A 24,811-nucleotide genomic window follows, 5' to 3' on the forward strand; every position below is an offset into this window, starting at 1 on the left:
ACATGATCGCGACCGTCCTTGTCGCCAACCGGGGCGAGATCGCCTGCCGGATCTTCCGCACCTGCCGCGAACTGGGCATCCGCACGGTCGCCGTCCACTCGGACGCCGACGAGAACGCGCTCCACGCGCGCGTGGCCGACGCGACGGTACGACTGCCCGGGGCAACACCCCAAGAGACGTACCTGCGCGGCGAGTTGATCGTGAAGGCGGCCGTCGCGGCGGGCGCGGACGCGGTCCACCCCGGCTACGGCTTCCTCTCCGAGAACGCCGACTTCGCCCGCGCCGTCCTGGCCGCCGGCCTGGTCTGGATCGGCCCGCCACCCGAGGCGATCGAGGCCATGGCCTCCAAGACCCGCGCCAAGCAACTGATGGGCATCGCGCCCTTGGAACACGTCACCGAGGCCGACCTCCCGGTCCTGGTGAAGGCGGCGGCGGGTGGCGGCGGACGCGGCATGCGCGTCGTACGACAACTAGCCGATCTGGACGCTGAGTTGACGGCCGCTCGTGGCGAGGCGACGAGCGCCTTCGGCGACGGCGAGGTCTTCGTCGAGCCCTACGTGGAGGGCGGCCGGCACGTCGAGGTACAGATCCTCGCCGACACCCACGGCACGGTCTGGTCCCTCGGCACCCGCGACTGCTCCCTCCAACGCCGCCACCAGAAGGTGATCGAGGAGTCCCCGGCCCCGGGCCTGCCGGATCAACTGGCGCAGGAACTGAGCGAGTTGGCGGTACGCGCCGCCCGCGCGGTCGCCTACGAGGGCGCCGGAACGGTCGAGTTCCTGATCTCCCCCGACGGCAAGGCGCACTTCCTGGAGATGAACACCCGCCTCCAGGTCGAACACCCGGTGACAGAGGCCGTGTTCGGCATAGACCTGGTGGCCCTGCAACTCCGGATCGCCGAGGGCGAACCCCTGGAAACCGAACCCCCCAGCCCGCACGGCCACGCGATAGAGGCCCGCCTCTACGCCGAGGACCCGGCAACCGACTGGACCCCCCAAACCGGCACCCTGCACCGCCTGGCCGTCCCGAACGGCGTCCGACTGGACACCGGTTACACCGACGGCGACGACATCGGCGTCCACTACGACCCGATGCTCGCCAAGGTCGTGGCCCACGCCCCCACTCGCGCGGAAGCCCTCCGCAAACTCGCGGGCGCCCTGGAACAAGCGACAATCCACGGCCCGCTCACCAACCGAGCCCTCCTCGTCAACTCCCTGCGCCACAAGGAGTTCACGACCGCCCACATGGACACGGGCTTCTACGACCGCCACCTCCCGGAACTCACCCAACGAGCCCCCGACCCGCACGCCCCCTTGGCTGCCGCCCTGGCGGACACCCACGGCCGCTCCCGCTTCGGAGGCTCCTGGCGCAACCTCCCCTCCCAGCCCCAGACCAAGCGCTACGCCATGGGCGACACCGAGTGCGAGGTCCAGTACCGCCACACGAGGGAGGGCCTGACGGCGGAAGGGGTGCGCGTGGTGCATGCCGACGCCGAGCGGGTCGTACTCGAAGTGGACGGCGTGCAAAGGAAGTTCGAGGTCGCGAGCTACGGCGACGACCAGGTGTACGTGAACGCGACCACCCTGACAGCCCTACCCCGCTTCCCCGACCCCGCCGCCCAACTGGCCCCCGGCTCACTGCTGGCACCGATGCCGGGCACGGTGGTGAGGGTGGCGGAGGGCCTGGCGGTAGGGGCCGAAGTGACCGCCGGTGAGCCCCTGTTGTGGCTGGAGGCAATGAAGATGGAACACAAGATCACAGCCCCGGCAACAGGAAAACTAACGGCCCTGAACGCGGTACCTGGCCAACAAGTCCAGCTAGCCGCCCTATTGGCGGTAGTCCAGCCCACCTAAAGGGGCGCGGGGCTGTATCTATTTGCGGCTACCGCCGCGCGAGCGCGACCAGCCACAACGAGGGAGCCACATGCCCACGACCGAAACAAACGAGCACAAAGCCCTACGTGAAGCTGTATCCGCCCTGGGCAAAAGACACGGCCGCACCTATGACCGCGAGCAACTCTGGTCCGAGGCGGCAAAACTAGGCTACTTGGGCGTCAACATCCCCGAGGAATACGGCGGCGGAGGCGGCGGCATCTCCGAACTCTCCATCGTCCTGGAGGAGTTGGGAGCGGCAGGCTGCCCCCTGCTGATGATGGTCGTGTCACCCGCGATCTGCGGAACAGTGATCGCCCGCTTCGGCACAGAAGACCAAAAACAAACCTGGCTCCCCGCGTTGGCCGACGGCACCCGAACAATGGCCTTCGGCATCACGGAACCCGACGCAGGCTCCAACAGCCACCGCATCACCACCACAGCCCGCAAAGACGGCACGGACTGGCTCCTCACCGGCCGCAAGGTCTTCATCTCCGGCGTGGACCTGGCCGACGCAACCCTCATAGTCGGCCGCACGGAAGACTCCCGAACGGGACGCCTGAAGCCCTGCCTGTTCATCGTCCCGCGAGACGCCCCCGGCTTCACCCGCCGCCAGATAGACATGGAACTCACCGCCGCCGAGAAGCAGTTCGAGCTGACCCTGGACGACGTACGACTCCCCGCCGACGCACTCGTAGGAGACGAGGACGCGGGCCTGCTCCAACTCTTCGCCGGTCTCAACCCCGAGCGCATCATGACCGCCGCCTTCGCGATCGGCATGGGCCGCTACGCGCTGGCCCGAGCCATCGAGTACGCGCGAGACCGCACCGTATGGGACGCCCCCATCGGCGCCCACCAGGCCATCGCCCACCCCCTCGCCCAGGCGCACATCGACCTCGAACTCGCCCGCCTGATGATGCAGAAGGCGGCGTATCTGTACGACGCCGGTGACGACGTGGGCGCGGGCGAGGCCGCCAACATGGCCAAGTACGCAGCGGGGGAGGCGTGCGTGCGGGCGGTGGACCAGTCGGTGCACACCCTCGGCGGAAACGGCCTCACGCGGGAGTTCGGGCTCGCTTCGTTGATAACTGCCGCGCGCGTGGCTCGTATTGCTCCGGTGAGCCGGGAGATGATTCTCAACTACGTCTCCCACCAGACCCTGGGCCTCCCGAAGTCGTACTGACCCGGGGGCCAAGGCCCGAAGCCGGCTTGAAGCCCCGCGCCGGCTTGAAGCCCCGTGCAGTCCGCGCCAGGAGGAACCATGTTCCGCAGCGAGTACGCAGACGTTCCGGCCGTAGAACTCCCCATCCACGACGCGGTGTTGGCCCGAGCCGCCGAGTTCGGGGACGAACCCGCGCTGGTCGACGGCACGGACGGCACCACCCTCACGTACACCCAGGTGGACCGGTTCCACCGCAGTATCGCGGCCGGGCTCGCGGAGGCGGGCGTGCGCAAGGGGGACGTGCTCGCCCTGCACAGCCCCAACACGGTCGCTTTCCCGCTGGCGTTCTATGCCGCCACGCGTGCGGGTGCCTCCGTCACGACGGTGCACCCGCTCGCGACACCGGAGGAGTTCGCCAAGCAGCTGACCGACTCGGCGGCCCGTTGGATCGTCACCGTGTCACCGCTCGTGGACGCGGCCCGCCGGGCCGCCGAACTCGCGGGCGGCGTCGAGGAGATATTCGTCTGCGACAGTGCGCCCGGACACCGTTCGCTGGCCGACATGCTCGGCTCGACGGAGCCCGAGCCGGTGATCGACATCGACCCGGCGGAGGACGTCGCGGCCCTCCCGTACTCCTCGGGCACGACCGGCAGTCCCAAGGGCGTGATGCTGACACACCGTCAAATAGCCACGAACCTGGCCCAGTTGGAGCCCGCAGTCCCCACCGGTCCCGGCGACCGCATCCTCGCCGTACTGCCCTTCTTCCACATCTACGGTCTCACGGCCCTGATGAACGCCCCCCTGAGGAAGGGCGCCGCAGTCGTCGTCCTCCCGCGCTTCGACCTGGAGACCTTCCTCGCGGCGATCGAGAACCACCGCATCACCGGCCTCTACGTGGCCCCACCCATAGTCCTGGCCCTCGCCAAGCACCCGGCCGTAGCCCAGTACGACCTCTCCTCCCTCAAATACATCATCAGCGCCGCCGCCCCCCTCGACGCGGACCTCGCCGCCGCCTGCTCGCACCGCCTGGGCCTGCCGCCTGTGGGCCAGGCGTACGGCATGACGGAACTGTCCCCGGGCACCCACGTGGTCCCCGTACGGGACATGCCCACCGCACCTCCAGGCACGGTCGGCAAACTCATCGCCGGCACCGAGATGCGGATCGTCTCCCTCGACGACCCCGACAAGGACCTGGGCATCGGCGAGGCGGGCGAACTCCTCATCCGCGGCCCCCAGGTGATGAAGGGCTACCTCGGCCGCCCCGACGAGACCGCCGCGATGATCGACCAGGACGGCTGGCTGCGCACCGGCGACGTCGGCTACGTGGACGCCGGCGGCTGGACGTTCGTCGTCGACCGGGTGAAGGAACTCATCAAGTACAAGGGCTTCCAGGTGGCCCCCGCCGAACTGGAGGCCCTCCTGCTCACCCACCCCGGCATCGCCGACGCGGCCGTCGTGGGCGAGTACAACGACGACAACAACGAGGTCCCGCATGCGTACGTGGTCCGCCAACAGACCGCCCTGGACCTCTCCCAGAGCGAGGTCCTGATGTACGTCGCCGAACGCGTCGCCCCCTACAAGCGCGTCCGCATGGTCACCTTCATCGACGCCGTCCCGCGCGCCGCCTCCGGCAAGATCCTGCGCCGGGAACTGCGAGGCCGCGCATGACGTCGATCGGTCGTTCACGCGCGCGTGGCATCGAGACCCTGAGCCTCGACTCACCGGACACCAGGAACGCGCTATCGGCTTCCCTGGTAAGCGAGTTGGCGGACGCGCTGACGGAGTGCGGGAAGGACGCCGACGTACGGGCGGTCGTCCTCACCCACACCGGCAACACGTTCTGCGCGGGCGCGGACCTACGGGACCCGCCACCGCCGGACGCCCTGGTGGCCGTACTCCGCCAGATCGTGGAACTCCCCAAGCCGGTGGTCGCGAGAGTGACGGGCCACGTACGCGCGGGCGGCCTGGGCCTGCTCGCCGCGTGCGACATGACAGTCGGTTCTACGTCCGCCACCTTCGCGTTCACGGAGGTGCGGATCGGAGTCGCCCCGGCCGTGATCTCCCTCCCGCTCCTGCCCCGCACGGACCCGCGAGCACTGGCCCGCTACTACCTCACCGGCGAGCGTTTCGACGCGACGGAAGCGGCCCGCGCAGGTCTGCTGACAGCGGCGGCAGGGGACGTGGACGAGGCACTGGCACCGATCCTCGACGGCCTGCGCCGATCCGCCCCCGAGGCCCTGGCCGAGACGAAGCGGCTGCTCACGGCTAGGGTGCTGGAAACCTTCGACCGGGACGCGGCCGACCTGACCGCGCTCTCGGCCCGGCTGTTCGGCTCCGCGCAGGCCCGCGAGGGGATGACAGCATTTCTCGAACGACGGGATCCCGCATGGGTGGTGTGAGCGCGACGACGGCGCCGGGCGCGGTCGACCGCAGACCCAAGCAGGACCGCAGCAGGGCCACCCGGCAACGCCTCCTGGAAGCCGCCGTGTCCTGCCTCGCCGAACACGGCTGGGCCGGCTCCACGGTCTCGGTCGTGGCAGAACGCGCCGGCGTCTCCCGAGGCGCCGCCCAACACCACTTCCCGACCCGCGAGGACCTCTTCACGGCGGCGGTCGAGTACGTGGCGGAAGAACGCTCCACGGCCCTCCGCGCCCTGTTTCCGGAGGGCGCCGCGAACCGCCGCGCGGTGATCGATGCCCTGGTCGACCTCTACACCGGCCCCCTCTTCCGCGCGGCCCTGCACCTATGGGTAGCCGCGTCGAACGAGGACCAACTCCGGCCCCGGGTGACGGAGTTGGAGGCGAAGGTGGGCCGCGAGACCCACCGCATCGCGGTGGACCTGCTGGACGCGGACGAGTCCCGGCCGGGGGTGCGCGAAACGGTCCAGGGCCTCCTGGACATGGCGAGGGGCCTGGGCCTGGCCAACCTGCTCACGGACGACAGGGGCAGGCGGGAACGAGTGGTGGCCCAATGGGCGGCACTACTGGAGCACGCCCTGGGGTGATGCCCTGGTGAGCCCGTTCCAGCTGGCCAGGAGGCGGATCGCGTCGGCTTCGGGGGTGCCGGGCTGAGGAGTGTAGACGCTGAGGATCTGGCTGGAGACGGCGTCGATACGGAGCGTCTCGTAGGGCAGGGTGATCTCGCCGATGAGCGGGTGCCGGAAGGTCTTCGCGCCGGCTCGGGCGGTCCGTACGTCGTTGGTCGCCCAGCGGGTCCGGAACTCCGTGCTGCGGGTCGCGAGTTCGCCGATCAGTTCGGTCAGGTCCGGGTCGTCGGGGCGGCGGCCGGCCTCGATCCGCAGCATCGCCACGGTGTCGGCCGTGATCCGGTCCCACTCGGGGAACAGGTCCCGGGCCCCGGGCTCGTCGAGGAACAGGAAGCGGGCGCTGTTCGTCCGTCCGGGCAGGTCGAACACGGGCGCGAGGAGTGCCCGCCCCAGGGTGTTGGCCGCGAGGATGTCGAACCGGGCGTTGAAGACCACCGCGGGTAGGTGGTCCATGGAGTCCAGTAGCACCCGGATTCCGGGGGTGACCAGGTCTTTCGCCGCGCGGCGGCGGCGCTTGCGGGCCGCGGGGGTCAGGGCGGCGAGCAGCCGGCGGAGGTGAGCGCGTTCGTCGTCGTCCAGCCGCAGGACGTCGGCGACGGCGTCGACGACTCCGGCGGAGGGTCCGGTCGCCTGGCCGCGTTCGAGGCGCACGTAGTACTCCGGGCTGACGCCGGCGAGCAGCGCGACCTCCTCCCGGCGCAGGCCTTTCACCCGACGGCGGGTGCCCTGCGGAGGAAGGCCCGCGTCGGCCGGGGTGACCCGGGCGCGGCGCGTGGTGAGGAACTCGCGGACCGCCGCCCGTGCGGCCTCCTTCTCGTCCATGGATCAAGGGTAGGCCCGGTCCGCGTCCCGTAAGGGGTCCCTGTGAGTACCCCTTTTCGCAGTGCCTGTCGGGATACGGCGAACGGATGTTGGCTGGGTGCCGGTGAGATCGGGATTGCCGATCGGGATTGCCGATCGGGATCGGCGCCCGGATGCCACGGACGTCGGTCCTCGCCACTTCCCTCTGATGCACCGTCCCTCGACGCTCTCGACGAGAAACGAGTTCTCTGATGCAGCACGCGATGCTGGGGAACCTGCGGGTTTCCCGGATCGGCCTGGGTGCCATGTCCATGGCCGGCACCCTCCTCTCCGGCGGCGGTCTGGACGACGCCGAATCGATCCGCGCCGTCCATCGCGCACTCGACCTCGGCGTCACCCACATCGACACCGCCGAGAGCTACGGCCCCTACCACAGCGAGGAGGTCGTCGGTCAGGCGCTGGAGGGGCGGCGCGACCAGGCCGTCCTCGCCACGAAGTTCGGCATCCTGTCCCACGCCGGGGACGGAACCGGCCTGTTCGACAGCAGTCCGGCCAACATCCGCACCGCCGTCGAGGGCTCCCTGAGGCGCCTGCGCACCGACCGGATCGACCTCTACTACCAGCACCGGGTCGACCAGAACACCCCCATCGAGGAGACCATCGGCACCGTGGCCGAGCTGGTCGCCGAAGGCAAGGTGCTGAACATCGGCCTGTCCGAGGCCTCGCCGGAGACGATCCGCCGCGCGCACGCCGTGCACCCGATCTCCGCGTTGCAGACCGAGTACTCCCTGTGGACCCGGGACGTGGAGAACGAACTCCTGCCCCTGCTACGAGAGTTGGGCATCGGCCTCGTCCCCTACGCGCCCCTCGGGCACGGCTTCCTGACCGGCCAGATCCGCACGCCGGAGGAGATCCCCGACGGCGACTGGCGCAAGACCAATCCGCGCTTCATCGGCGAGGCCTTCTACGAGAACCTGCGGCTCGTGGAGGAAGTGCGGAACATCGCGGCCGAGGTCGATGCCACCCCGGCCCAGATCGCGCTGGCCTGGCTGGTGGCCCAGGGCGGAGACATCGCCCCGATCCCCGGCAGCCGACGGGTCGCTCGCGTAGAGGAGAACACCGCCGCCGACGGCGTCGTCCTGACCGCCGACCAGTTGCGGCGGCTGGACACCCTCACGCCGGCCACCGGCGCCCGGCACGACGACTTCAACGAGTCCACGATCGACCGCTGAACCCAGAGTCCTCGCCCCAACTGGACCCAGAGTCTTCGCCCCAAAGGCCTCAAAGGAGAAACGCCATGTCCGCAGCCACCTCACTGACCGAGCAGAACCGCGCGATCGTCGAAGGCATGTTCGCGGCGGCGAACCGCGGCGACGTCGAGGGAGTCTTTTCCTTTCTCTCCGAGGACGTCGCGGTCATCGAGCCGGTGTTCCTGCCCTTCGGGAAGGCCTACCACGGCAAGGACGAATTCCTCGGCCTCGCCCAGGTCCTGCCGAACTACATCGAGGTCTCCTCGATCACCGTGCACTACACCATCGCCGACGGCGACCGCGTCGCGGCGTGCGTCGGCATCAAGGACGTCACGACCGGAGAACTGACCCACTTCATCGAGCAATTCACCATCAAGGACGGCAAGATCGTCGAGAACCGGGTGTTCTACCACAACGTCGGCTCCATGCTCGACAAGCCCAGGGTCGTGCAGCGAACTCCGCGTCCGCCCCGGACCAGGGCGAGTCGGTGAGCACACTCATCACCGACCCGCCGGCCCACTTTCAGTGGGCGATGTCCCCGAACCCCGAGATCGACTCAGGCCCCCGCGTGACAGGCCCCACATACCGAGCGGACGGCCGCACCAACCGCCCCGTCCGCTTCTGCTCAAGAATGTGCGCCGACCACCCGGCGGTCCGCGCACACGTGAACATCGACGTGAACATGTGCGCCGGCACCTCGGCGAAGTCCAGCACGATCGCCGCCCAGAACTCCACGTTGGTCGCCAGCACCCGATCAGGCCGACGAGCGTGCAACTCCGCAAGCGCCGCCTTCTCCAACGCCTCCGCGATCTCGAACCGCGGCGCCCCCAACTCCCGCGCGGTGCGCCGCAGTACACGAGCCCGAGGATCCTCGGCCCGGTACACCCGGTGCCCGAACCCCATCAACCGCTCACCCTTGTCGAGCGCCTGCCGGACGTACGCCTCCGCATCCCCGGTCCGCTCGATCTCCTCGATCATCCCGAGCACACGGGACGGCGCCCCGCCATGCAGAGGTCCGGACATGGCACCCACGGCCCCGGACAACGCGGCGGCGACATCGGCTCCCGTAGAGGCGATGACGCGCGCCGTGAACGTGGACGCGTTCATCCCGTGCTCCGCAGCGGACGTCCAATAGGCGTCCACCGCGGCCACATGCTTCGGATCCGGCTCGCCCCGCCACCGGATCATGAACCGCTCTACAACGGACTGCGCCTTGTCGATCTCGCTCTGCGGCACCATCGCGTTCCCCTGCCCGCGCGCGGACTGGGCGACGTACGACAGCGCCATCACGGCCGCGCGGGCGAGGTCGTCGCGGGCCTGCTCCTCGTCGATGTCGAGGAGCGGCTTGAGGCCCCACACGGGCGCGAGCATGGCCAGCGCGGACTGTACGTCGACGCGGATGTCACCGGAGTGCACCGGGATCGGGAACGGCTCGGCGGGCGGCAGCCCGGGGTCGAAGGCGCCGTCGACGAGCAGCCCCCAGACGTTGCCGAACGAGACGTGACCGACCAGATCCTCGATGTCGACGCCCCGGTACCGCAGGGCGCCGCCCTCCTTGTCCGGTTCGGCGATCTCGGTCTCGAACGCGACGACTCCTTCGAGTCCAGGTACAAAGCCGGGGTCGAGGTCGGGCATCAGGCGGCTCCTCATGCAGTGGCTCCACGGTCGCGGGGGACTCGCGGGCCGAAGGTAGAGACCTCAGCACCATAACGCCGAGTGCCATCCAAGGGGAGGGCTGCGGCACTGAGTGCCACCCGAACTCGCGACCGCACCCGCCGCCCCCGGCGCCGTACGGCAGGATGACCATGTGACCGACCGCGATCCCACCGCCGACCGTGATCCCCGCCTCGACCCCGCCGCGATGCGCAAGCAGTACCGCGTGGCGGGCATCGACGCGAACGACCTGGCGGCCGACCCGATGACGCAATTCGGCCGCTGGTTCGAGGAGGCGGCGGTCCAGGACCTGGTCTACGAGCCGAACGCCATGGTCGTCTCCACCGCCGACGCCGAGGGCCGCCCCAGCTCCCGCACGGTCCTCATGAAGCACTACGACGACCAGGGCTTCGTCTTCTACACGAACTACGACTCCCGCAAGGCCCGCGAACTCGGCGCCAACCCGTACGTCTCGCTGCTCTTCCCCTGGCACCCGATGGCCCGCCAGGTCCTCGTCACCGGCACCGCCCGCCGCACCGGCCGCGACGAGACCGCCGCGTACTTCCGCACCCGCCCGCACGGCTCCCAACTCGGCGCCTGGGCCAGCACCCAGTCCACGGTGATCCCCTCACGAGCCGAACTGGAGTCGTCGTACGAGGAGTTGAGCGCCCGCTACCCCGAGGGCGAACAGGTCCCGGTGCCGCCGCACTGGGGCGGCTTCCGCATCGCCCCGCAGACGGTCGAGTTCTGGCAGGGCCGCGAGAACCGCCTGCACGACCGCCTGCGCTACGTCGCCGAGCCGGACGGGACCTGGCGGGTGGAGCGGCTCAGTCCCTGAAGATCCCGACGTCCCTGAAGTCCCGTACGGCGGTGGCGACTTCGAGGGATGCCGTCACCGCCCCCGGAATGTCCGTCACCGGGAACTGCACGTGCCGTACGACCCGTTCCCGGTCCACGACCAACACCGCCCGCTTCAGGCGCAGTAGCTGCCCCGCCCGGAACGTCGGCAGCCGCAGCGCCGCGGACAGCCGTAGGTCCACGTCCGAGAGGAGCGGGAAGGGGATGCGCTCCGCCTTGGCGAACTCCCGCTGTTCGTCCGGTCGTTGGGTGCTGACTCCGCGCACCGAGACGCCCGCGGCCACGAACTCGTCGTAGGCGTCCCGGAACAGCCGGTTCTCCAGGGTGCAGCCGACCGTCCCCGGGATGTCCGACCAGCCGTCCGGCAGCGGGCTGGGGCGGCCGGTCGCCGGGTAGCAGAAGAGCACGGTCGGGCCGTCGGCCACCGGGTCGAGAGCCTCGCCGGTGTGCGCGGGCAGGGTGAGCGTCGGCAGTCGGGTGCCGGGCAGGGCCGCCATCCGGCGGGCCTCCGCGCTGTCGCCCTCGGCGGACGCGGTCAGCGAGCCGTCGCCCAGCAGCCAGCGGTCGGCCCAGTCCTGCATCGACACCAGCACCGGCAGCAGCGCCCGCCCGATCGCGGTCAGCCGGTACTCGTGGCGCACCGGCCCCTCCTGGTACGGCACCTTCGCCAGGACCCCGCTGTCGACGAGCTGCCCGAGCCGCTCCGCGAGCACCTTGCGGGAGATGCCCAGCTCCTCCTGGAGCTCGTCGAAGCGATGGTGTCCGCGAGCCGTCTCCCGCACCAGCAGCAGGCTCCACCAGTCGCCGATCACGGCCGCCGCCTGCGCGATCGCACAGGCCGCGTCCCGCTCCGGTACGGCTCGCACCAAGACGCCCTCCTTCTCGCCACTACTGGACACCCTCGCCACTACTGGACACCGTCAATCCTGCCCACCATCTTGCGCCACCAGCTCAGTTCCCGATAGAAACCCTGATGGGAAAGTGAGTTCCCAATGGAGACTCACTCGTGCTCACTCATTATCGACGGGGGATCGGATGGCGACAGCCACCGCCTGGCGCACCGGCCGGGCCACCACCTTGCGCACCTGGCACATGACCAGGCGCGCCTACCCATGGACGTACGCCGTCGGCACCGTCCTGCCCGCCGCGCTCACCATCGCGCTCGGCTACCTCGGCTTCCACGCCATCGGCGGCGGCGAGACCGGCGCGGACTTCGCGAAGGGCAGCGGTACGAGCGCCTACCTCGCGTATCTCGCGGTCGGCGCCACCGCGTTCCAGTTCACGGTCCGGCTGATCCTCTGGTCCGCGAAGGCGCTCATCACCGAACAACGCCAGGGCACGCTCGGCGCCCTGCTCATCGCCCCCGCGACCCGGCTGCCGTATCTGCTCGGCTTCACGGCGTTCGCGGTACTGAGCAGCATCGCCGAGTTCCTGACGCTGGGCGTGGTCATCGGCGCGCTGGGGATCTCGATCCCGGTGGCGTCGGCGCCGGGGGCGGTGGCGGGCGCGCTCGCCCTGATCGTCGCGGTGTTCGCGCTGTCGGTGGGCCTCGGCGGCCTGATGATCGCGGCGGGGGAGGCGCACATCTCCCAGAACACCGTCTTCATCGTCCTGGGCCTGCTCTGCGGCTACACCTTCCCGCGCGACTACCTGCCCGGCTACGTCCGCTGGCTCGCCGAAGCCTTCCCCACCACCGCCGCCATGGACGTCCTGCACGGCACCCTCACCGGCGGCCACACCCTCACCGACCTCGCCCCCCGCCTCGCCATCAGCCTCCTGCTCTCCGCCGCGTACCTGGTGCTCGGCGTCAGGACGCTCCCGTACTTCGAACGCCGAGCCGTGGAAAGGACGTACTAGCCCATGCCCGACACCGGCATAGAGGTCCGCGACCTGCACAAGGAATTCCCCGTCCGCGACCGCGGCCTCTTCGGCCCGCGCACCACCAAGACCGCCGTGAACGGCCTCGACCTCGACATCCCGGCAGGCCGCATCACCGGCCTCCTCGGCCTCAACGGCGCCGGAAAGACCACCACCATCAAGATCCTGGCCACGCTGCTGCGGCCCACCTCGGGCACCGTCCGCGTCGACGACCTCGACTCCGTCGCCGACGCCCGCGCCGTACGCCGCCGTATCAACCTCATCGCCGGCGGCGAACGCATGGTCTACACGCGCATGACCGGCCGCGAGAACCTCTGGTACTTCGGCCAGCTCTACGACGTCCCCAAGCGCGAACTCCGCGCCAGGATCGACGAGTTGCTGTCCCTGGTCGGCCTCACCCAGGCCGCCGACACCATGGTCGAGCGCTACTCGCGGGGCATGACCCAACGCCTGGCCATCGCCCGCGGCCTGATCAACGACCCGGCGTACCTGCTCCTGGACGAACCCACCCTGGGCCTGGACGCACCGATCGCCCGCGACCTGCGCCGCGTGGTCGCCCGGCTCGCGGCCGAGGGCACGGGGGTGCTCCTCACCTCGCACTACCTGGCCGAGGTCGAGGAACTGTGCGCCCATGTCTACGTCATCGCCGACGGCCGGCACCTCGCGGCCGGCAGCCCCGCCGAGCTGAAGACCGCGACGGGAAGCCTCGGCACGGTACGGGTCACGGTGCCTCAGGTCCCGCCCGCGGTCGCCGAGGTGGCGACCCGCTTCGGGGCGACGCGGACACCGGCGGACGGCGGCGGCGAGATCCTCACCCTCCGCAGCCCCGACCACATGGCGGGCCCGCTGGCGGCGGCGATCGTCGGGGCGGGCGGAGCCATCACCGCCCTGGAGATCAAGGAGGCGAGCCTGGAGGACGCGATCCTGGCGCTGACGGACGGGACGGTGCCGGGGCCGGTGGTTCTGGCGTGATCGACGCTACGAGGTCGGCGGCGCGCGTCTTCGCGGCGGAGAGCCTGAAACAGCACCGCCGTCTCTTCGGCCAGCCGCTGGTCGTCTTCTCGATGCTGGTCTGGCCGATCCTGCAACTGGCGACGACCTACTACACCCTCCGCCCGGTCGCCACGGCATCCGATGCGGCCGCCCACTGGCCCCTCGCCGCGGACCCCCACCGCCTGCTGGCCTTCCTGGCCACCGGCACCCTCGCCTACGCCTTCTTCTTCTCCCTGGTCCAGTCGGCCTGGCACTTCTCCTTCGAACGCACCACGGGCACACTGGAGTTGCTGTTCCTGTCCCCCGCGGGCCGCCTCACCCTGATGATCGCGAACGGCGCCGGCGCCCTCCTCCAGAACGCCTGGCTCCTGACCTGCTTCACCACCGCCGCCCTGCTCGGCTTCGGCACACTGTCGGTCGCGTCCTGGTGGATGTACGGGGTCGTGGTGCTCGCCCTCCTCATCCCCGCGGTGGCATGGGGAGCGTTCCTGAACAGTCTCCTGGTCTTCTCCAGGGACTCGGCGTTCCTCTACACGGTCCTGGACGAGCCCCTGTGGTTCGTCAGCGGAGTCCGGCTACCGCACTTCGCCCTGCCGGCGGTGGTCCAGGTGGTGGGCGCGGTGTTCCCCCTGACGGGCAGCCTGATCGCCGTAAGGGGCGCTCTGCTGGAAGGCGACACGCTGGGTGCCCTGGCCCCGACCTTGGGCTGGCTGACCCTGTTGAGCGCACTGCTTCTCGCGGCGGCGGCGGTGATCCTCCGGGTCGGCGAGGCCCACGCCCAACGAACGGGCAGACTGCGCCTCGCATAAGGGCCCCGGAAACGGCCCCGAAAACGCAGGCGACCCGCGAGCTCAGGTTCCTCCGCCTCACAGCGGGGGAGCCGGCCGGACGTACCGGCGAGCTCGCGGGTCGGGTGACTGCTGGAGATTGGGCCGGCTGCACGCATGTCTCACGTGCGGGTCCGGCACCGCACTGGGTGTGGCGACGGGCCGTTAGCCCGCAGTCACCTCACGCGTCCGGTTTCCATACATCTGGCGAACCACCTCCCTTCTCGTGTGCACCACACACTAGGAACCGGTCGGCGACGGATCAACTGCTTTTTCGGGATGTTGACGGCGTCGGCTCCGGACGACCGCCGTATCCGTACCCGTCGCCCCGCTGGAGGAGCCGCAGATTCCGGTGAGAGACGTTCACGCGACCTCTCGGCGTCGTCAGACTGTGCTGCCCTCTGGCCCGGACGGAGATACGGCCGGTCCACGTGCCCGCCCACTTGCCGCGGGGCACCGTGGCCCGTACGAGATCCCCGGTGACGTACCCGAAGTGCTGCTTGGCACGAGCCCGGCGAAGCCGCGGGAAGCCGAACCGGTTCGGAGTCGTGCGGGCGTAGGAGCCGCGCCCGGTGGCCTTGGCGACAAGCACCCGCTCCGGGTACCGCACGATCGCGTCGCCGCTCTCGTGGTTCAGGCGTCCGACGGACAACGCGTCCAGGGTGTGTGTCTTGGCCAGCCCCATTGCGCTGCGGTTGTCTTTCGTGCGCCCGCCCGACCAGGCGTGTACGGGTCTACCGAGGGCACCCAGTACCTCTGTGAGTCGCCAACGGGTCGCGTTCATGGCTGCGGCGTCGTGGAGCGGTGCCCTGGACCGTCCGAGGATCCTTGCGAGATGGTCGGACCGGCCGGAGAGGAAGGTCTCCACCGGGGTACTGCCCTTGGCCTCATTGCAGGGGACACAGGCGAGGACGAGGTTCGAGACGCGGTGGGAGCCACCTCGGCTACGGGGTCTGAGGTGCTCGATGTTCAGAGGTACGCCCCTCGCGTCGCAGTAGGCACAGGCGCTGTTCCACTTGGCGTGGAGGTAGGCGCGGGCGGTGGTTCCGGCGAGTGGGCCCTGCCTGTATTCGGCTTCGGACAGGGGCCTTCCCGCACCCATGGCATGAGTGTCGAAGGCGACGCGTTCGACGTGGACTTCGGTGACGGGGGCGTAGCGGCACAGGCGGGTCGCCAGGGAGAGGGTGGTGTCGATCCGATGGCGCAGGGAGGGTGGAAGCCATCCTGGGGGACGAGGACGGTTGTCCGAACGGGGCGCCCGGTAGCGGTAGTTGACCGAGCGGCGTCTGTGCCGGTAACCGGCGCGTTGCCGCATGCGCAGGTGGATCTGATCGCCGCGATGCTGGAGTTCGATCGCGATCAGCCCGCGTCTGACAGTGACGTCGGTGCCTCGCTCGTCGGCTTCCCGCTTCTCGTCGGTGAGGACGAGGCCGGTGCCTTTCGAGCCGGGGTCGATGCGTAACTGCACTCCGTCGACTTCCGAGTCGGGGAGCGCGCGGTCCTTCAGCCGGATGGTGAACGGCACCTGCCGGGCGACCACGGCCCGCCCCTTTCCCAGGAGTTCGCGAGCGCGGGCCGGATGACAGGGCATGAGCGGTCGTCCGTCCCTGGCGAGCACGAAGACCCTGCTCGCGCCGACTCCGCCCGTGTACGACTGGTGGTGTGCGGGAGCGTCACCGCTCCGGTTCTCTGCCGCCTTCGCCGCCGAGGCGGCGCTCTTGGCGTGACGCCGACGGGCCCTGGTACCGCGCCCGTAGGTCTCCCCTCGACCCATGTTCCACGCCGGTGCCCCGCGCGGTGGCGGGGAGTCCGTGAGCCGTTTCGTCCCTGCTCCCAGGGGTGTCTGCTCCCACGGATTCCAGAGCAGGCCGCTGAGGAAGCACGGCCTGGTGGGTCTGCTCGCCCACGGGAAACGTAGTCATCGGGGTACCTCCCTGATCTCTGCGATCGCGATGACTGGGGCTGGCCACTCTGCGTCCGTCCGCCGCGGCGGCGCGGACTCCGGATCGATGCCCGGGGAGCGAGTGGCCTCCTTTCCGAAGTGTGCGATCGACGCTAGAGACCGAGATCTGCCCTCGGGGCTTGATCCAACAGAAGTCGCCCATTCGTGCGAACAGATCGAATTCGTCGAACGCGTAGCCGATCTTCCTGCTATCCGCGCACAGAGGCCGGTCCGCTCACCTAGCGTTCTGCCATGACAGAACAGCGTGTGGAGCGTGAAGCGGTGACGGACCTTCGCATCGAACCGGTGAAAGACGAGACCGGGCTGCGGGACTGGCGCCACGTCCACAACCTGATCGTGCCGCCCGCCGCGATGTCTCTCGACGAGGTGCGGGAGCGGAGTGGGCGTAACCGGCTGGAGAACGCGTACCTGGGGGACGTGCTCGTGGGGTGTTCCACCGTGCGTCCTCCGGAGGACGGCGTGGTGACCGTCATCGCGCGCGTGCTGCCCGAGTTCCGGCGGCGGGGCTATGGAGACGCCCTCTACGAAAACGGCCTCACGCGCGCGCGTGCGCTCGGTGCCGGGGCGATCGAGACCGTGGTGCTGGCCGCCAACTCGGATGGTGTGAGGTTCGCGGAGGCGCGGGGTTTTGTGGAGACCGAGCGCTACGTACTGGACGGCGAGACCGACCTGTGGATCACGTTGCGGCTGGCGTAGGCCAGGGCAGGACCGTCAGCTCGGGCCAGGCCTGCTGCCAGCGGGCCGCCTTCGTTGCGTAGACCTCTTGTGGGGCCTGGACCGGGTTCGGGCGCACGACGAGGTTGAAGACGTCGGAGAGGCCGTGCGGGGCGTATACGCGCCAGTCGCCGTCCTCCTTGAGGCGTACGGCCAGGCAGCAGGTCGTCGCCGCGAAGGAGTCGATCGCGGCCTCTACGGAGTCGTACGGCGGGCACGGGGTGCCGAACTTCTGCTCATACCAGAGGTGGACACGGGCCTCGTTGCGGATCTCGACCTCGGGCTTGGAGGAGAGGTCGGCGTAGGCCTCGCGGCCAGCGCGGATCATTCTGTCCTCCGCCTCCCAGGACAGGTCCGTGTCGTCGTAGTAGAAGACGTCGTAGTCCTTGATGGCGTGCGTCGGGGGACGGCCGGTGACCGTGTTCCAGACGGTTTGGAAGAGGCAGCCCGCGGTGAGGTACCAGTTCGGGAGGTCGAGGGCCGCGGTGCGGTCGAGGATCTCCAGGAGAGTCTCGTTGCGGGACAACGTCGTCCGTAGCGCGGTGAGTTGTTCGTCGAGTGGGAGGCGGGCGAGCATCGGTCGAGTGTGCCGGGGCTCGGGGCGGCGTCGTACAACGATTCCTTCAATCTTGCGGGAACTCAGTGTGTGCTGCGTCACGTTCGAGTTGAATGAGGGGGAGTGAGTGAACCGACGCGTCGTGTCCGCGGACGCAGCCTGCAGGGGGTCCAGGTGAGTGCTTCCCGGCGTAGTGGGACCACCGACGAATTGGGTCCCGACGAGCCCGAGCGGGACGGTGGGCCCGAAGGGGTCGGCGGATCCGATCTGTTGGCCGCGTTGCTGGACGGGATGGACGCGGCGCTGTGCGCCTTCGGCGCGGACGGGGTGCTGACGCACTGGAACCGCGAGGCGGAGCGCATCCTCGGTTGGACCGCGGCCGAGGCCGTGGGGCGGCAGGGGCTGGCCGGGTGGGCCGTACGGAGTGCGGACGCCGAGGAGGTCGAGGGGCGGCTCATGTCCGCCATGCAGGCCCCTGGGCGGCAGGTCAATGAGTTCGCCCTTCTTACGAAGGATGGCGGGCGGGTGCTCGTACGGACGCAGTCCGCCGCCGTGCGCGGGCCCGACGGGAAGCCCGCCGGGGTCTACTGCGCCTTCAGCGAGGTGCATGCCCAGATCGACCTTGAGAGGTCGATTGCCCTCAGTGAGGCCCTCTTTGAGGATGCGTCGTGGGGTGTTGTGCTTGTTGATGCCGATCTGCGGCCCGCCGTCGTCAATTCCCATGCCGCTCGCGCGCTCGGCACCGGGCGCACCTCCGTGCTCGGGCGGCCCCTCGGGGAGCTGCTCGCTCAAGGGGTCGAGGAGTTGGAGGCCGCGCTCACGCACGTGCTCGCCGAGGGCGCGCCGCCCGCGCCCGCCGAGATCTGGGTGAGCGTACGGACGCCGGAGGGTAATCTGCGGCGCTGCTGGCGCAGCGGCTTCCTGCGGCTGGCCTCGCCGCTCACCGAGGAGCCGGTGCCGCTCGGCGTCGGCTGGCTCTTCCAGGACGTCACCGAGGCCAAGCAGCTCGAACAGGAGGCCTCGCTGCTGCGCTTCCGCGCCCAGCAACTGCACCGCGCCGCCCGCGCCGCCGCCGAGTGCGAGAACCCGCGCGACGCGGCGACCGTCCACCTCGACTTCGCCCTCGCCGGCTTCGCCGACCACGCGCTCGTCGACCGGGTCGCGGGCGGATCGTTGAACGATGCTGACGGGGTGCGCGCTACGGCCGTACGCCTCATCCGGGTCGCCGCCACGCCCACGGGAGCCCCCGGCCCCAGCCTCCTCACCGGCGCGGCCGGGCTGCCCGTGCGCTACGGAGAGGGGCATCCCGCCCTGCAGTGCGTCGAACGCGTCGGCTCCGTGCGGGCCAGCATCGGCACGGTCCCGCCGGAACAGGCCCGTGAGTGGGCCCGCGCCCGGCAGTGGCCCCTGGACGCCGTGCACGCCCTGTGCGCGGTGCTGCGCAGCCGGGGCCGGACGCTGGGCGTCGTGACGTTCCTACGGGGCGCCGGGCGCAGCCAGTTCGAACGGTCCGACTCGATCTACGCCGAGGACGTGGCCGTACGGATCGCGGCCGCGCTGGATCTGGCGGAAGCGGCGGGCGGGAAGTGAGCCACTACTGGGCAGCCGCTCAGTACTGGTAGAAGATCCGGTCCCGGTACTCCTCGAAGACCCGGCCGTTCCAGTCGTGGCCGCCGTCCACGTTCCCGGAGCGCAGCAACGGGGGCTCGATGCCGCGGTCGGCCAGGGTCGCCGCCGCCGTCGCCATGACCGCCTGGAGGAGGGCCGAGGTGACGACCGTGGAGGCGGGGGCGAAGGGGGCCGGGATGGTGTCGAGGGTGAGTTCCGCGTCGCCGATCGCGATCTTCGAGTCGAGGACGACATCGCAGTGGTCCTTGAGGTACGTCCCGGAGGTGTGCCGCGACGTCGTCTCCGAGGCGTACGCCACCGACGTCACGCCGATGACCCGGACGCCGAGGGAGCGGGCCTTCATCGCCATCTCCACGGGGAGCGCGTTGCGCCCGGACAGCGAGATGATCACCAGGGCGTCGCCGGAGCGCAGCGGTGACGTCTCCAGGACGACGCTCGCGAGGCCGTCGACGCGCTCCAGGGCGGAGCCCAGCGTGGCCGGCATGACGTCGACGCCGACGACTCCGGGGACGGTGAGCAGGTTCATCAGGGCGAGTCCGCCCGCGCGGTAGACGACGTCCTGGGCGGCGAGGGAGGAGTGCCCGGCACCGAAGGCGAACAGGCGCCCGCCGTCGGCCACGGTGTCCGCGAGGAGCGCGCCGGCCGCCTGGACGGGCTCGGCCTCTTCGTCGCGGACCCGCTGGAGCAGGGTGATCGCGGCGTCGAAGAACTGGCCTGCCGGCGTACGGTCGCTCATGCGGAAGTCCCCTCGGTGAGTGTGTGTCGCGGATCACCGTGCGGTCTGGACCAAGGGGATGTCAATACGGCGACAGCACGTTGGACAGCCCGTTGGGAGAGGCGCTGAGAGCGGCTGTAACCGGCTGGTTTCAGCGGCGCGGCACGGTTGTCAGTGGTATGCGTCAGAATTGAGTCCAGGGCCAGCGCACGCGCCGCGGAGCTGTCGAGCTTCGGGCAGAGGTAATCGAGGGGCACGTATGTCCGGACTGATCGACACCACGGAGATGTATCTCCGCACCATCCTCGAGCTGGAGGAGGAAGGTGTGGTCCCCATGCGCGCCCGCATCGCCGAGCGGCTCGACCAGAGCGGGCCCACGGTGAGCCAGACGGTGGCACGCATGGAGCGCGACGGCCTGGTGGCCGTGGCGAGCGACCGCCACCTGGAGCTGACCGACGAGGGCCGCAGGCTCGCCACGCGCGTGATGCGCAAGCACCGGCTCGCCGAGTGTCTGCTCGTCGACGTGATCGGCCTGGAGTGGGAGCAGGTGCACGCCGAGGCCTGCCGCTGGGAGCACGTGATGAGCGAGGCCGTGGAGCGCCGCGTCCTGGAGCTGCTGCGCCACCCCACGGAGTCGCCGTACGGCAATCCGATCCCCGGCCTCGAGGAGCTGGGCGAGAAGGACGGGGCCGACCCGTTCCTCGACGAGGGCATGGTGTCGCTGGCCGACCTCGACCCGGGTGTCGACGGCAAGACCGTCGTCGTACGGCGGATCGGCGAGCCCATCCAGACGGACGCGCAGTTGATGTACACGCTGCGCCGCGCGGGCGTGCAGCCCGGCTCGGTGGTGAGCGTGACGGAGTCCGCGGGCGGGGTGCTCGTGGGCAGCGGCGGTGAGGCGGCCGAGCTGGAGTCGGAGATCGCCTCGCATGTGTTCGTCGCCAAGCGCTGAGCCGAGGGTCGGGGAGCGGGCCGCGCGCTGAGCTGCGGGTCGTTCAACTCGTGTGGCGCGAGGGGTAGTTGTGGCGTTCCGGCGGGGCCGTCGGCGAACTCGGCGAATCCGAGATTCTGTGCGCTGAATCGCAGCGCTCGGGCGCTGCGCGTGCCAGGCTGTCGCGTAAGGCATATGACCGTGAGGGGGACGGGAGGATGTGCCGTAGACGTGGAGAGGGCCCCGGCGCCGTGTGGCGCCGGGGCCTGTCCTCCCCTGTGCTGACCCGGAGCCCCGAGCTCTCAAGGTCATCCCCTTCGGACCGGTTTCCCCGAGCGGTCCGCCTCCCGCTGAAGGTCTCCCCTCGGCAGCGGCGATCATTCCCTGAGCCGGGTCACTCGAACGAGGGGTGTTCCGGCCGGAAACAGCGTTTTCGAATCTGTATTCGATAACCTGTGGGTGATGAAACCCACGGGGTTCGAGCTGTAGGAAGAGACGAGCGAGAGAAGAGACGACAGCAGGAAGACACGGCACAGGCGGCAGAGCGTGGTTCACAGGACCGGTGGGCTCGAAGCGGGAGCGAGCGGTCCGTGCGGAGCTAGGGGGGTGCCAGGACCAATGGCGCGGCGCATCGACGTGACCGGAGCAGGCGGCGTACGCCTGGCCGCATGGGAGTTCGCGGACCCGCCCAAGGCGGGGGAGATCGAGCGGGCACCCGGAGTTCTCTTACTGCACGGCCTCATGGGCCGTGCCTCGCACTGGGCGTCCACCGCCCGCTGGCTCTCCGAAAGGCACCGGGCCGTCGCACTCGACCAGCGCGGCCACGGCCAGAGCGACAAGCCGCCGCAGGCGGCCTTCACCCGCGAGGCCTACGTCGAGGACGCGGAGGCCGCGCTGGAGCAGCTGGGGCTCGCTCCGGTCGTCCTCATCGGGCACGCGATGGGAGCGCTCACCGCGTGGCAGCTCGCGGCGAAACGGCCCGATCTGGTGCGGGGGTTGATCATCTGTGACATGCGGGCGTCCGCGCTGGGCGCGGCCTCGCAGCGGGAGTGGGCGGACTGGTTCCAGTCGTGGCCCGTTCCCTTCGCCACGCTCGCGGATGTCCGTAAGTGGTTCGGCGAGGACGATCCGTGGGTGGAGCGGCCGAATCCGTCCCGGGGGGAGTTCTACGCCGAGGTCATGCATGAGTCTCCCGACGGGTGGCGGCCGGTGTTCGAGCCGGAGCAGATGTTGAAGTCGCGGGAGACGTGGGTGTACGACGCGCACTGGGAGGAGCTGGCTCAGGTGCAGTGTCCTGCGCTGGTTGTTCGCGGGCTTGACGGTGAGTTGGGGCGGGCTGAGGCGCAGGAGATGGTGCGGGTGCTGCCTCGCGGGGAGTATGCGGAGGTGGCTGATGCCGGGCATCTTGTGCACTATGACCAGCCGTCGGCCTGGCGGGCGGCTATCGAGCCGTTTCTTGATGGGGTGCTGGTGTGAGATCGCTTAGTGGGGTGGGGGGTGCGGTTGTTCGGCGAGTGCGCGTCCGCTGTGGCTGGTCGCGCAGTTCCCCGCGCCCCTAAAGGAATACCGCTCCCGTCCGCTGAAAAGTCACCCCTTGCTGACCGCCGCCAGGATCTCCGGGAGGCGCCTTGCCGTTCCCGGTGCTGCCAGGCGTAGGCCCGCGTATGTCAGTGCCGCCCCGTAACCCGCCCCCGCCGGCAGCAGTACCCAGCTCCACTGGTCGCCGTCCGCGCTGACGTTGGACCAGATGGTGAGGGCGATGACGGGGGAGCAGAGGAGGGCGGCGGAGATCATGCCGCCGAAGATGGAGATCCAGGCGAGGCCGGCCTGGCCGGGGGCGACGTTCTTGTGGGTGCCCTGGGGGATGGAGTAGGGGAAGCGGGCCGAGGTCCAGGCGCCGGTCGCGAGCATGGCGCCCAGCAGGGCGAAGGAGAGGCCGAGGACCTCCGGGAGCCGGGACCAGTCGCCGAGCAGCGCTGTCGTCAGGACGGTCACGAGGGCCGCGTACGGCAGGGTGATCACCAGCAACGCCAGCGCGCGGGCGCGGAGTTCGCCGTAGGCGTCCCGTGTCGTGGAGATCGTCATCGCGACCATCCAGAACGCGGACGTGTCCTGACCGAACTGGTTGTACATCTGGATGCCGAGCATCCCGGCCGCGAAGCACGCGAAGTACACCGAGCCCGTGCCCTGCAACGCGTTGAACACCGGCACGATCAGCCCGATCGCCAGCGAAGTCACCCACGCCGCCTTGGTCTTGGGGTCGCGCCAGACGTACCGCAGGCTGCGTTCCATGACCGCCCCCGTGCGGCCGGACGGGAGGAGGCGGGCCAGGCCGCCCGTGGATGCCTTGTCCTTCGCTGCCGGTTCCGCGGACTGGGGCGTGGAGCCGTCCGGTGCCGTCATCAGCTTGGTCAGGCTGCGTGACCAGAGGAGCAGCGGGCCCCCCAAGGCGCAAACAGACAACACGAGTTGAGTTGCCGCCAGGCCGTACGAGCCCTTGCTCACCGAGTCCACCGCGCCGACCGCCGACGCGGGCGGTACCCAGCGCAACACCTGCGCTGCCGGGTCGAGTTGGGACAGTCCGGACGTACCCAGGCGCTGCGCACCGAAGTTGACCAACTGCACCCCGACCGCGATCACCAACCCGCTCAGCACCGCCAGGTCCCGGCCCCTGCGGCTGGTCAGCAGGCGGATGTTGGCCGTGGCGACCGCCCGCGCGAGGGCCACGCAGATCAGCAGGGCGAGGGCGACCGACACGACCGCCGTGACGTACGCGGCGGCGCCGTGCGCCACCGCGATCACCGAACCGACCAGCAGCACCAGCGTGAACACCGGCCCGATGCCGACCAATGAGGCCGCCAGCAGCGCCCGTACCAAGGGCTGGGGCCGAAGTGGCAGCATCACCAGGCGAGTTGGGTCGAGGGTCTCGTCGCCGGACGGGAAGAACAGCGGCATCACCGCCCAGCCCAACCCCAGTACCGCGACGAGGAGTACGACCACGGAGACCGCGTGCGCGTCCCCGCGCAACGTGATCAGCCCGAGCAGTTGGAGCGCGGCGAACAGGAGCGCCACGACCGCCGACGCCACGTACGCGGCTCGCCGGCCACCGGACTGCCGTAGGCCGTTCCGCAACAGAGACAGTTTCAGGCGTACGACGACAGGGGCGATCGAGGCGGGTGCCGTGGTGTCGCTCATCGGGTGCCGCCGCCCAGCCAGTCGAGGTCGGCGCCGTGGTCGCGGGCGCCGGCGCCGACGAGTTCGAGGAACGCCTGCTGGAGGGTGGGGGATTCGCCGCGGACCTCGGCGAGGGTGCCCTGGGCGCGGATGCGGCCGGCGGCCATCACGGCGACCCAGTCGCAGAGGGACTCGACGAGTTCCATGACGTGGGAGGAGAAGACGACGGTGGCGCCGGAGGCGGTGTAGCGCTCCAGGACGCCCCGGATGGTCTGCGCGGAGACCGGGTCGACGCCCTCGAACGGCTCGTCCAGGAACAGCACTTCGGGGTTGTGGAGGAGAGCGGCGGCGAGCCCGATCTTCTTGCGCATACCGGTCGAGTAGTCGACGACGAGCTTGTGCTGGGCCCCGGCCAGGTCGAGCACATCGAGGAGTTGAGTGGCCCGCTTGTCCACCTCGGCTCCGGGCAGCCCCCGCAACCGCCCGCTGTACCCGAGGAGTTCACGCCCCGAGAGCCGCTCGAAGAGTCGTAGGCCCTCGGGCAACACCCCGATCCGCGCCTTCACGGCCACCGGATCCGCCCACACGTCATGCCCGACGACCGAGACGCTCCCCTGATCGGGCCGCAGCAACCCGGTCACCATGGAGAGGGTCGTGGTCTTCCCGGCTCCATTGGGCCCGACCAGCCCGATGAACTTCCCAGCGGGCAACTCCAGATCAATCCCGGCAACAGCAACTTGCTGCCCAAACCGCTTCCAGAGCCCACGCACACTTACAGCCGACGTCATGG

The 24,811-nt window shown here is 70.0% G+C and carries 24 protein-coding genes; 16 read left to right on the top strand and 8 right to left on the bottom strand.

The features are described from left to right. Positions 1-2: 2 nt before the first annotated feature. The 5 genes from SPR02S_RS12510 to SPR02S_RS12530 all read left to right on the top strand — a co-directional run bounded on the left by SPR02S_RS12510 (position 3) and on the right by SPR02S_RS12530 (position 6,037). Entirely contained in the window at positions 3-1,853 is a 1,851-nt protein-coding gene (locus tag SPR02S_RS12510) for an acetyl/propionyl/methylcrotonyl-CoA carboxylase subunit alpha (protein WP_026150466.1), read from the top strand. 70 nt (positions 1,854-1,923) lie between these two features. Continuing rightward, positions 1,924-3,054, top strand: a complete 1,131-nt coding sequence (locus tag SPR02S_RS12515; protein WP_026150467.1) for an acyl-CoA dehydrogenase family protein — start codon at positions 1,924-1,926, stop codon at positions 3,052-3,054. A 78-nt stretch (positions 3,055-3,132) separates the two neighbouring features. Continuing rightward, positions 3,133-4,701: a 4-coumarate--CoA ligase family protein gene (locus SPR02S_RS12520; protein ID WP_019057306.1), complete on the top strand. Its 1,569-nt coding sequence runs from the start codon at positions 3,133-3,135 to the stop codon at positions 4,699-4,701. Continuing rightward, positions 4,698-5,432, top strand: coding sequence for an enoyl-CoA hydratase family protein (locus SPR02S_RS12525; protein ID WP_019057307.1), 735 nt, complete (start codon positions 4,698-4,700; stop codon positions 5,430-5,432). The genes SPR02S_RS12520 and SPR02S_RS12525 overlap by 4 nt, the downstream gene beginning before the upstream one ends. Next, entirely contained in the window at positions 5,420-6,037 is a 618-nt protein-coding gene (locus SPR02S_RS12530; protein WP_019057308.1) for a TetR/AcrR family transcriptional regulator, read from the top strand. Before SPR02S_RS12525 ends, SPR02S_RS12530 begins: the two co-directional genes overlap by 13 nt. Here the strand turns inward: SPR02S_RS12530 and SPR02S_RS12535 are convergent. Then, the gene (locus tag SPR02S_RS12535) at positions 6,014-6,901 is read right to left on the bottom strand and encodes a helix-turn-helix domain-containing protein (RefSeq protein WP_019057309.1); all 888 of its coding nucleotides are present in this window, start codon (positions 6,899-6,901) and stop codon (positions 6,014-6,016) included. The two genes, SPR02S_RS12530 and SPR02S_RS12535, sit on opposite strands and share 24 nt — an antisense overlap. Positions 6,902-7,131: 230 nt before the next feature. Here SPR02S_RS12535 and SPR02S_RS12540 point away from each other — a divergent pair, with 230 nt between their 5' ends. Both SPR02S_RS12540 and SPR02S_RS12545 read left to right on the top strand, forming a co-directional pair. Beyond that, positions 7,132-8,112 (top strand): aldo/keto reductase, encoded by a 981-nt coding sequence (locus SPR02S_RS12540; RefSeq protein ID WP_019057310.1) that lies wholly within the window; start codon positions 7,132-7,134, stop codon positions 8,110-8,112. A 65-nt stretch (positions 8,113-8,177) separates the two neighbouring features. Next, complete coding sequence (locus tag SPR02S_RS12545; RefSeq protein WP_019057311.1) at positions 8,178-8,621, top strand: nuclear transport factor 2 family protein; 444 nt, start codon at positions 8,178-8,180, stop codon at positions 8,619-8,621. Between the two features lie 31 nt (positions 8,622-8,652). Here SPR02S_RS12545 and SPR02S_RS12550 read toward each other — a convergent pair whose 3' ends face one another. Continuing rightward, entirely contained in the window at positions 8,653-9,765 is a 1,113-nt protein-coding gene (locus SPR02S_RS12550) for a citrate synthase 2 (protein ID WP_026150468.1), read from the bottom strand. Between the two features lie 172 nt (positions 9,766-9,937). On the opposite strand from SPR02S_RS12550, the gene pdxH reads away from it, so the two are divergent. Further along, the gene (gene pdxH, locus SPR02S_RS12555; RefSeq protein ID WP_019057313.1) at positions 9,938-10,621 is read left to right on the top strand and encodes a pyridoxamine 5'-phosphate oxidase; all 684 of its coding nucleotides are present in this window, start codon (positions 9,938-9,940) and stop codon (positions 10,619-10,621) included. Here the strand turns inward: pdxH and SPR02S_RS12560 are convergent. After that, positions 10,611-11,510 (bottom strand): winged helix-turn-helix transcriptional regulator, encoded by a 900-nt coding sequence (locus tag SPR02S_RS12560; RefSeq protein WP_026150469.1) that lies wholly within the window; start codon positions 11,508-11,510, stop codon positions 10,611-10,613. The two genes, pdxH and SPR02S_RS12560, sit on opposite strands and share 11 nt — an antisense overlap. A 166-nt stretch (positions 11,511-11,676) precedes the next feature. Between SPR02S_RS12560 and SPR02S_RS12565 the strand changes: the two genes are divergently transcribed. The 3 genes from SPR02S_RS12565 to SPR02S_RS12575 are packed head-to-tail and all read left to right on the top strand — an operon-like array spanning position 11,677 to position 14,321. After that, positions 11,677-12,498, top strand: a complete 822-nt coding sequence (locus tag SPR02S_RS12565) for an ABC transporter permease (RefSeq protein WP_019057315.1) — start codon at positions 11,677-11,679, stop codon at positions 12,496-12,498. Positions 12,499-12,501: 3 nt separating this feature from the next. Beyond that, the gene (locus tag SPR02S_RS12570; protein ID WP_019057316.1) at positions 12,502-13,491 is read left to right on the top strand and encodes an ABC transporter ATP-binding protein; all 990 of its coding nucleotides are present in this window, start codon (positions 12,502-12,504) and stop codon (positions 13,489-13,491) included. After that, complete coding sequence (locus SPR02S_RS12575; RefSeq protein WP_019057317.1) at positions 13,488-14,321, top strand: ABC transporter permease; 834 nt, start codon at positions 13,488-13,490, stop codon at positions 14,319-14,321. The genes SPR02S_RS12570 and SPR02S_RS12575 overlap by 4 nt, the downstream gene beginning before the upstream one ends. A gap of 280 nt (positions 14,322-14,601) precedes the next feature. Here the strand turns inward: SPR02S_RS12575 and iscB are convergent, their stop codons facing one another. Next, positions 14,602-15,930, bottom strand: coding sequence for an RNA-guided endonuclease IscB (gene iscB, locus SPR02S_RS12580; RefSeq protein ID WP_245607556.1), 1,329 nt, complete (start codon positions 15,928-15,930; stop codon positions 14,602-14,604). Between iscB and SPR02S_RS64825 the strand changes: the two genes are divergently transcribed. Then, positions 15,929-16,066: a hypothetical protein gene (locus tag SPR02S_RS64825; RefSeq protein ID WP_019057319.1), complete on the top strand. Its 138-nt coding sequence runs from the start codon at positions 15,929-15,931 to the stop codon at positions 16,064-16,066. The genes iscB and SPR02S_RS64825 overlap by 2 nt on opposite strands. A 467-nt stretch (positions 16,067-16,533) precedes the next feature. Beyond that, positions 16,534-16,998 (top strand): GNAT family N-acetyltransferase, encoded by a 465-nt coding sequence (locus tag SPR02S_RS12590; RefSeq protein ID WP_026150470.1) that lies wholly within the window; start codon positions 16,534-16,536, stop codon positions 16,996-16,998. Here the strand turns inward: SPR02S_RS12590 and SPR02S_RS12595 are convergent. Then, on the bottom strand, positions 16,979-17,593 hold the full coding sequence (locus SPR02S_RS12595) for a nucleotidyltransferase family protein (protein WP_019057321.1): 615 nt from the start codon (positions 17,591-17,593) through the stop codon (positions 16,979-16,981). The two genes, SPR02S_RS12590 and SPR02S_RS12595, sit on opposite strands and share 20 nt — an antisense overlap. A gap of 153 nt (positions 17,594-17,746) precedes the next feature. Between SPR02S_RS12595 and SPR02S_RS12600 the strand changes: the two genes are divergently transcribed. Further along, entirely contained in the window at positions 17,747-19,162 is a 1,416-nt protein-coding gene (locus SPR02S_RS12600) for a PAS domain-containing protein (RefSeq protein WP_043258250.1), read from the top strand. A 19-nt stretch (positions 19,163-19,181) separates the two neighbouring features. Here the strand turns inward: SPR02S_RS12600 and SPR02S_RS12605 are convergent, their stop codons facing one another. Beyond that, on the bottom strand, positions 19,182-19,937 hold the full coding sequence (locus SPR02S_RS12605; RefSeq protein WP_019057323.1) for an SIS domain-containing protein: 756 nt from the start codon (positions 19,935-19,937) through the stop codon (positions 19,182-19,184). 238 nt (positions 19,938-20,175) lie between these two features. Between SPR02S_RS12605 and SPR02S_RS12610 the strand changes: the two genes are divergently transcribed. After that, positions 20,176-20,868: an iron-dependent transcriptional repressor DtxR gene (locus SPR02S_RS12610; protein WP_019057324.1), complete on the top strand. Its 693-nt coding sequence runs from the start codon at positions 20,176-20,178 to the stop codon at positions 20,866-20,868. A 597-nt stretch (positions 20,869-21,465) separates the two neighbouring features. Next, positions 21,466-22,323 carry an alpha/beta fold hydrolase gene (locus SPR02S_RS12615; RefSeq protein ID WP_019057325.1) on the top strand — a complete coding sequence of 286 codons (858 nt, stop codon included), beginning with the start codon at positions 21,466-21,468 and terminating at the stop codon, positions 22,321-22,323. Positions 22,324-22,434: 111 nt separating this feature from the next. On the opposite strand, the gene SPR02S_RS12620 is transcribed toward SPR02S_RS12615, so the two are convergent. Both SPR02S_RS12620 and SPR02S_RS12625 read right to left on the bottom strand, forming a co-directional pair. Then, a complete protein-coding gene (locus SPR02S_RS12620; protein WP_019057326.1) occupies positions 22,435-24,042 on the bottom strand; it encodes a hypothetical protein in 1,608 nt (535 codons plus the stop codon). Beyond that, complete coding sequence (locus tag SPR02S_RS12625) at positions 24,039-24,809, bottom strand: ABC transporter ATP-binding protein (RefSeq protein WP_026150472.1); 771 nt, start codon at positions 24,807-24,809, stop codon at positions 24,039-24,041. Before SPR02S_RS12625 ends, SPR02S_RS12620 begins: the two co-directional genes overlap by 4 nt. Positions 24,810-24,811 lie beyond the last annotated feature (2 nt).

The organism is Streptomyces prunicolor NBRC 13075 (genome assembly GCF_000367365.1).
In the GTDB taxonomy this organism is placed as follows: domain Bacteria; phylum Actinomycetota; class Actinomycetes; order Streptomycetales; family Streptomycetaceae; genus Streptomyces; species Streptomyces prunicolor.

Bases quoted from the DNA above. Each gene is read 5' to 3' on its own strand.
- SPR02S_RS12510 (WP_026150466.1), top strand. From the start codon at position 3: ATGATCGCGACCGTCCTTGTCGCCAACCGGGGCGAGATCGCCTGCCGG.
- SPR02S_RS12515 (WP_026150467.1), top strand. From the start codon at position 1,924: ATGCCCACGACCGAAACAAACGAGCACAAAGCCCTACGTGAAGCTGTA.
- SPR02S_RS12520 (WP_019057306.1), top strand. From the start codon at position 3,133: ATGTTCCGCAGCGAGTACGCAGACGTTCCGGCCGTAGAACTCCCCATC.
- SPR02S_RS12525 (WP_019057307.1), top strand. From the start codon at position 4,698: ATGACGTCGATCGGTCGTTCACGCGCGCGTGGCATCGAGACCCTGAGC.
- SPR02S_RS12530 (WP_019057308.1), top strand. From the start codon at position 5,420: ATGGGTGGTGTGAGCGCGACGACGGCGCCGGGCGCGGTCGACCGCAGA.
- SPR02S_RS12535 (WP_019057309.1), bottom strand. From the start codon at position 6,901: ATGGACGAGAAGGAGGCCGCACGGGCGGCGGTCCGCGAGTTCCTCACC.
- SPR02S_RS12540 (WP_019057310.1), top strand. From the start codon at position 7,132: ATGCAGCACGCGATGCTGGGGAACCTGCGGGTTTCCCGGATCGGCCTG.
- SPR02S_RS12545 (WP_019057311.1), top strand. From the start codon at position 8,178: ATGTCCGCAGCCACCTCACTGACCGAGCAGAACCGCGCGATCGTCGAA.
- SPR02S_RS12550 (WP_026150468.1), bottom strand. From the start codon at position 9,765: ATGCCCGACCTCGACCCCGGCTTTGTACCTGGACTCGAAGGAGTCGTC.
- SPR02S_RS12565 (WP_019057315.1), top strand. From the start codon at position 11,677: ATGGCGACAGCCACCGCCTGGCGCACCGGCCGGGCCACCACCTTGCGC.
- SPR02S_RS12570 (WP_019057316.1), top strand. From the start codon at position 12,502: ATGCCCGACACCGGCATAGAGGTCCGCGACCTGCACAAGGAATTCCCC.
- SPR02S_RS64825 (WP_019057319.1), top strand. From the start codon at position 15,929: ATGAGCGGTCGTCCGTCCCTGGCGAGCACGAAGACCCTGCTCGCGCCG.
- iscB (WP_245607556.1), bottom strand. From the start codon at position 15,930: ATGCCCTGTCATCCGGCCCGCGCTCGCGAACTCCTGGGAAAGGGGCGG.
- SPR02S_RS12590 (WP_026150470.1), top strand. From the start codon at position 16,534: ATGACAGAACAGCGTGTGGAGCGTGAAGCGGTGACGGACCTTCGCATC.
- SPR02S_RS12595 (WP_019057321.1), bottom strand. From the start codon at position 17,593: ATGCTCGCCCGCCTCCCACTCGACGAACAACTCACCGCGCTACGGACG.
- SPR02S_RS12605 (WP_019057323.1), bottom strand. From the start codon at position 19,937: ATGAGCGACCGTACGCCGGCAGGCCAGTTCTTCGACGCCGCGATCACC.
- SPR02S_RS12610 (WP_019057324.1), top strand. From the start codon at position 20,176: ATGTCCGGACTGATCGACACCACGGAGATGTATCTCCGCACCATCCTC.
- SPR02S_RS12615 (WP_019057325.1), top strand. From the start codon at position 21,466: ATGGCGCGGCGCATCGACGTGACCGGAGCAGGCGGCGTACGCCTGGCC.
- SPR02S_RS12620 (WP_019057326.1), bottom strand. From the start codon at position 24,042: ATGAGCGACACCACGGCACCCGCCTCGATCGCCCCTGTCGTCGTACGC.
- SPR02S_RS12625 (WP_026150472.1), bottom strand. From the start codon at position 24,809: ATGACGTCGGCTGTAAGTGTGCGTGGGCTCTGGAAGCGGTTTGGGCAG.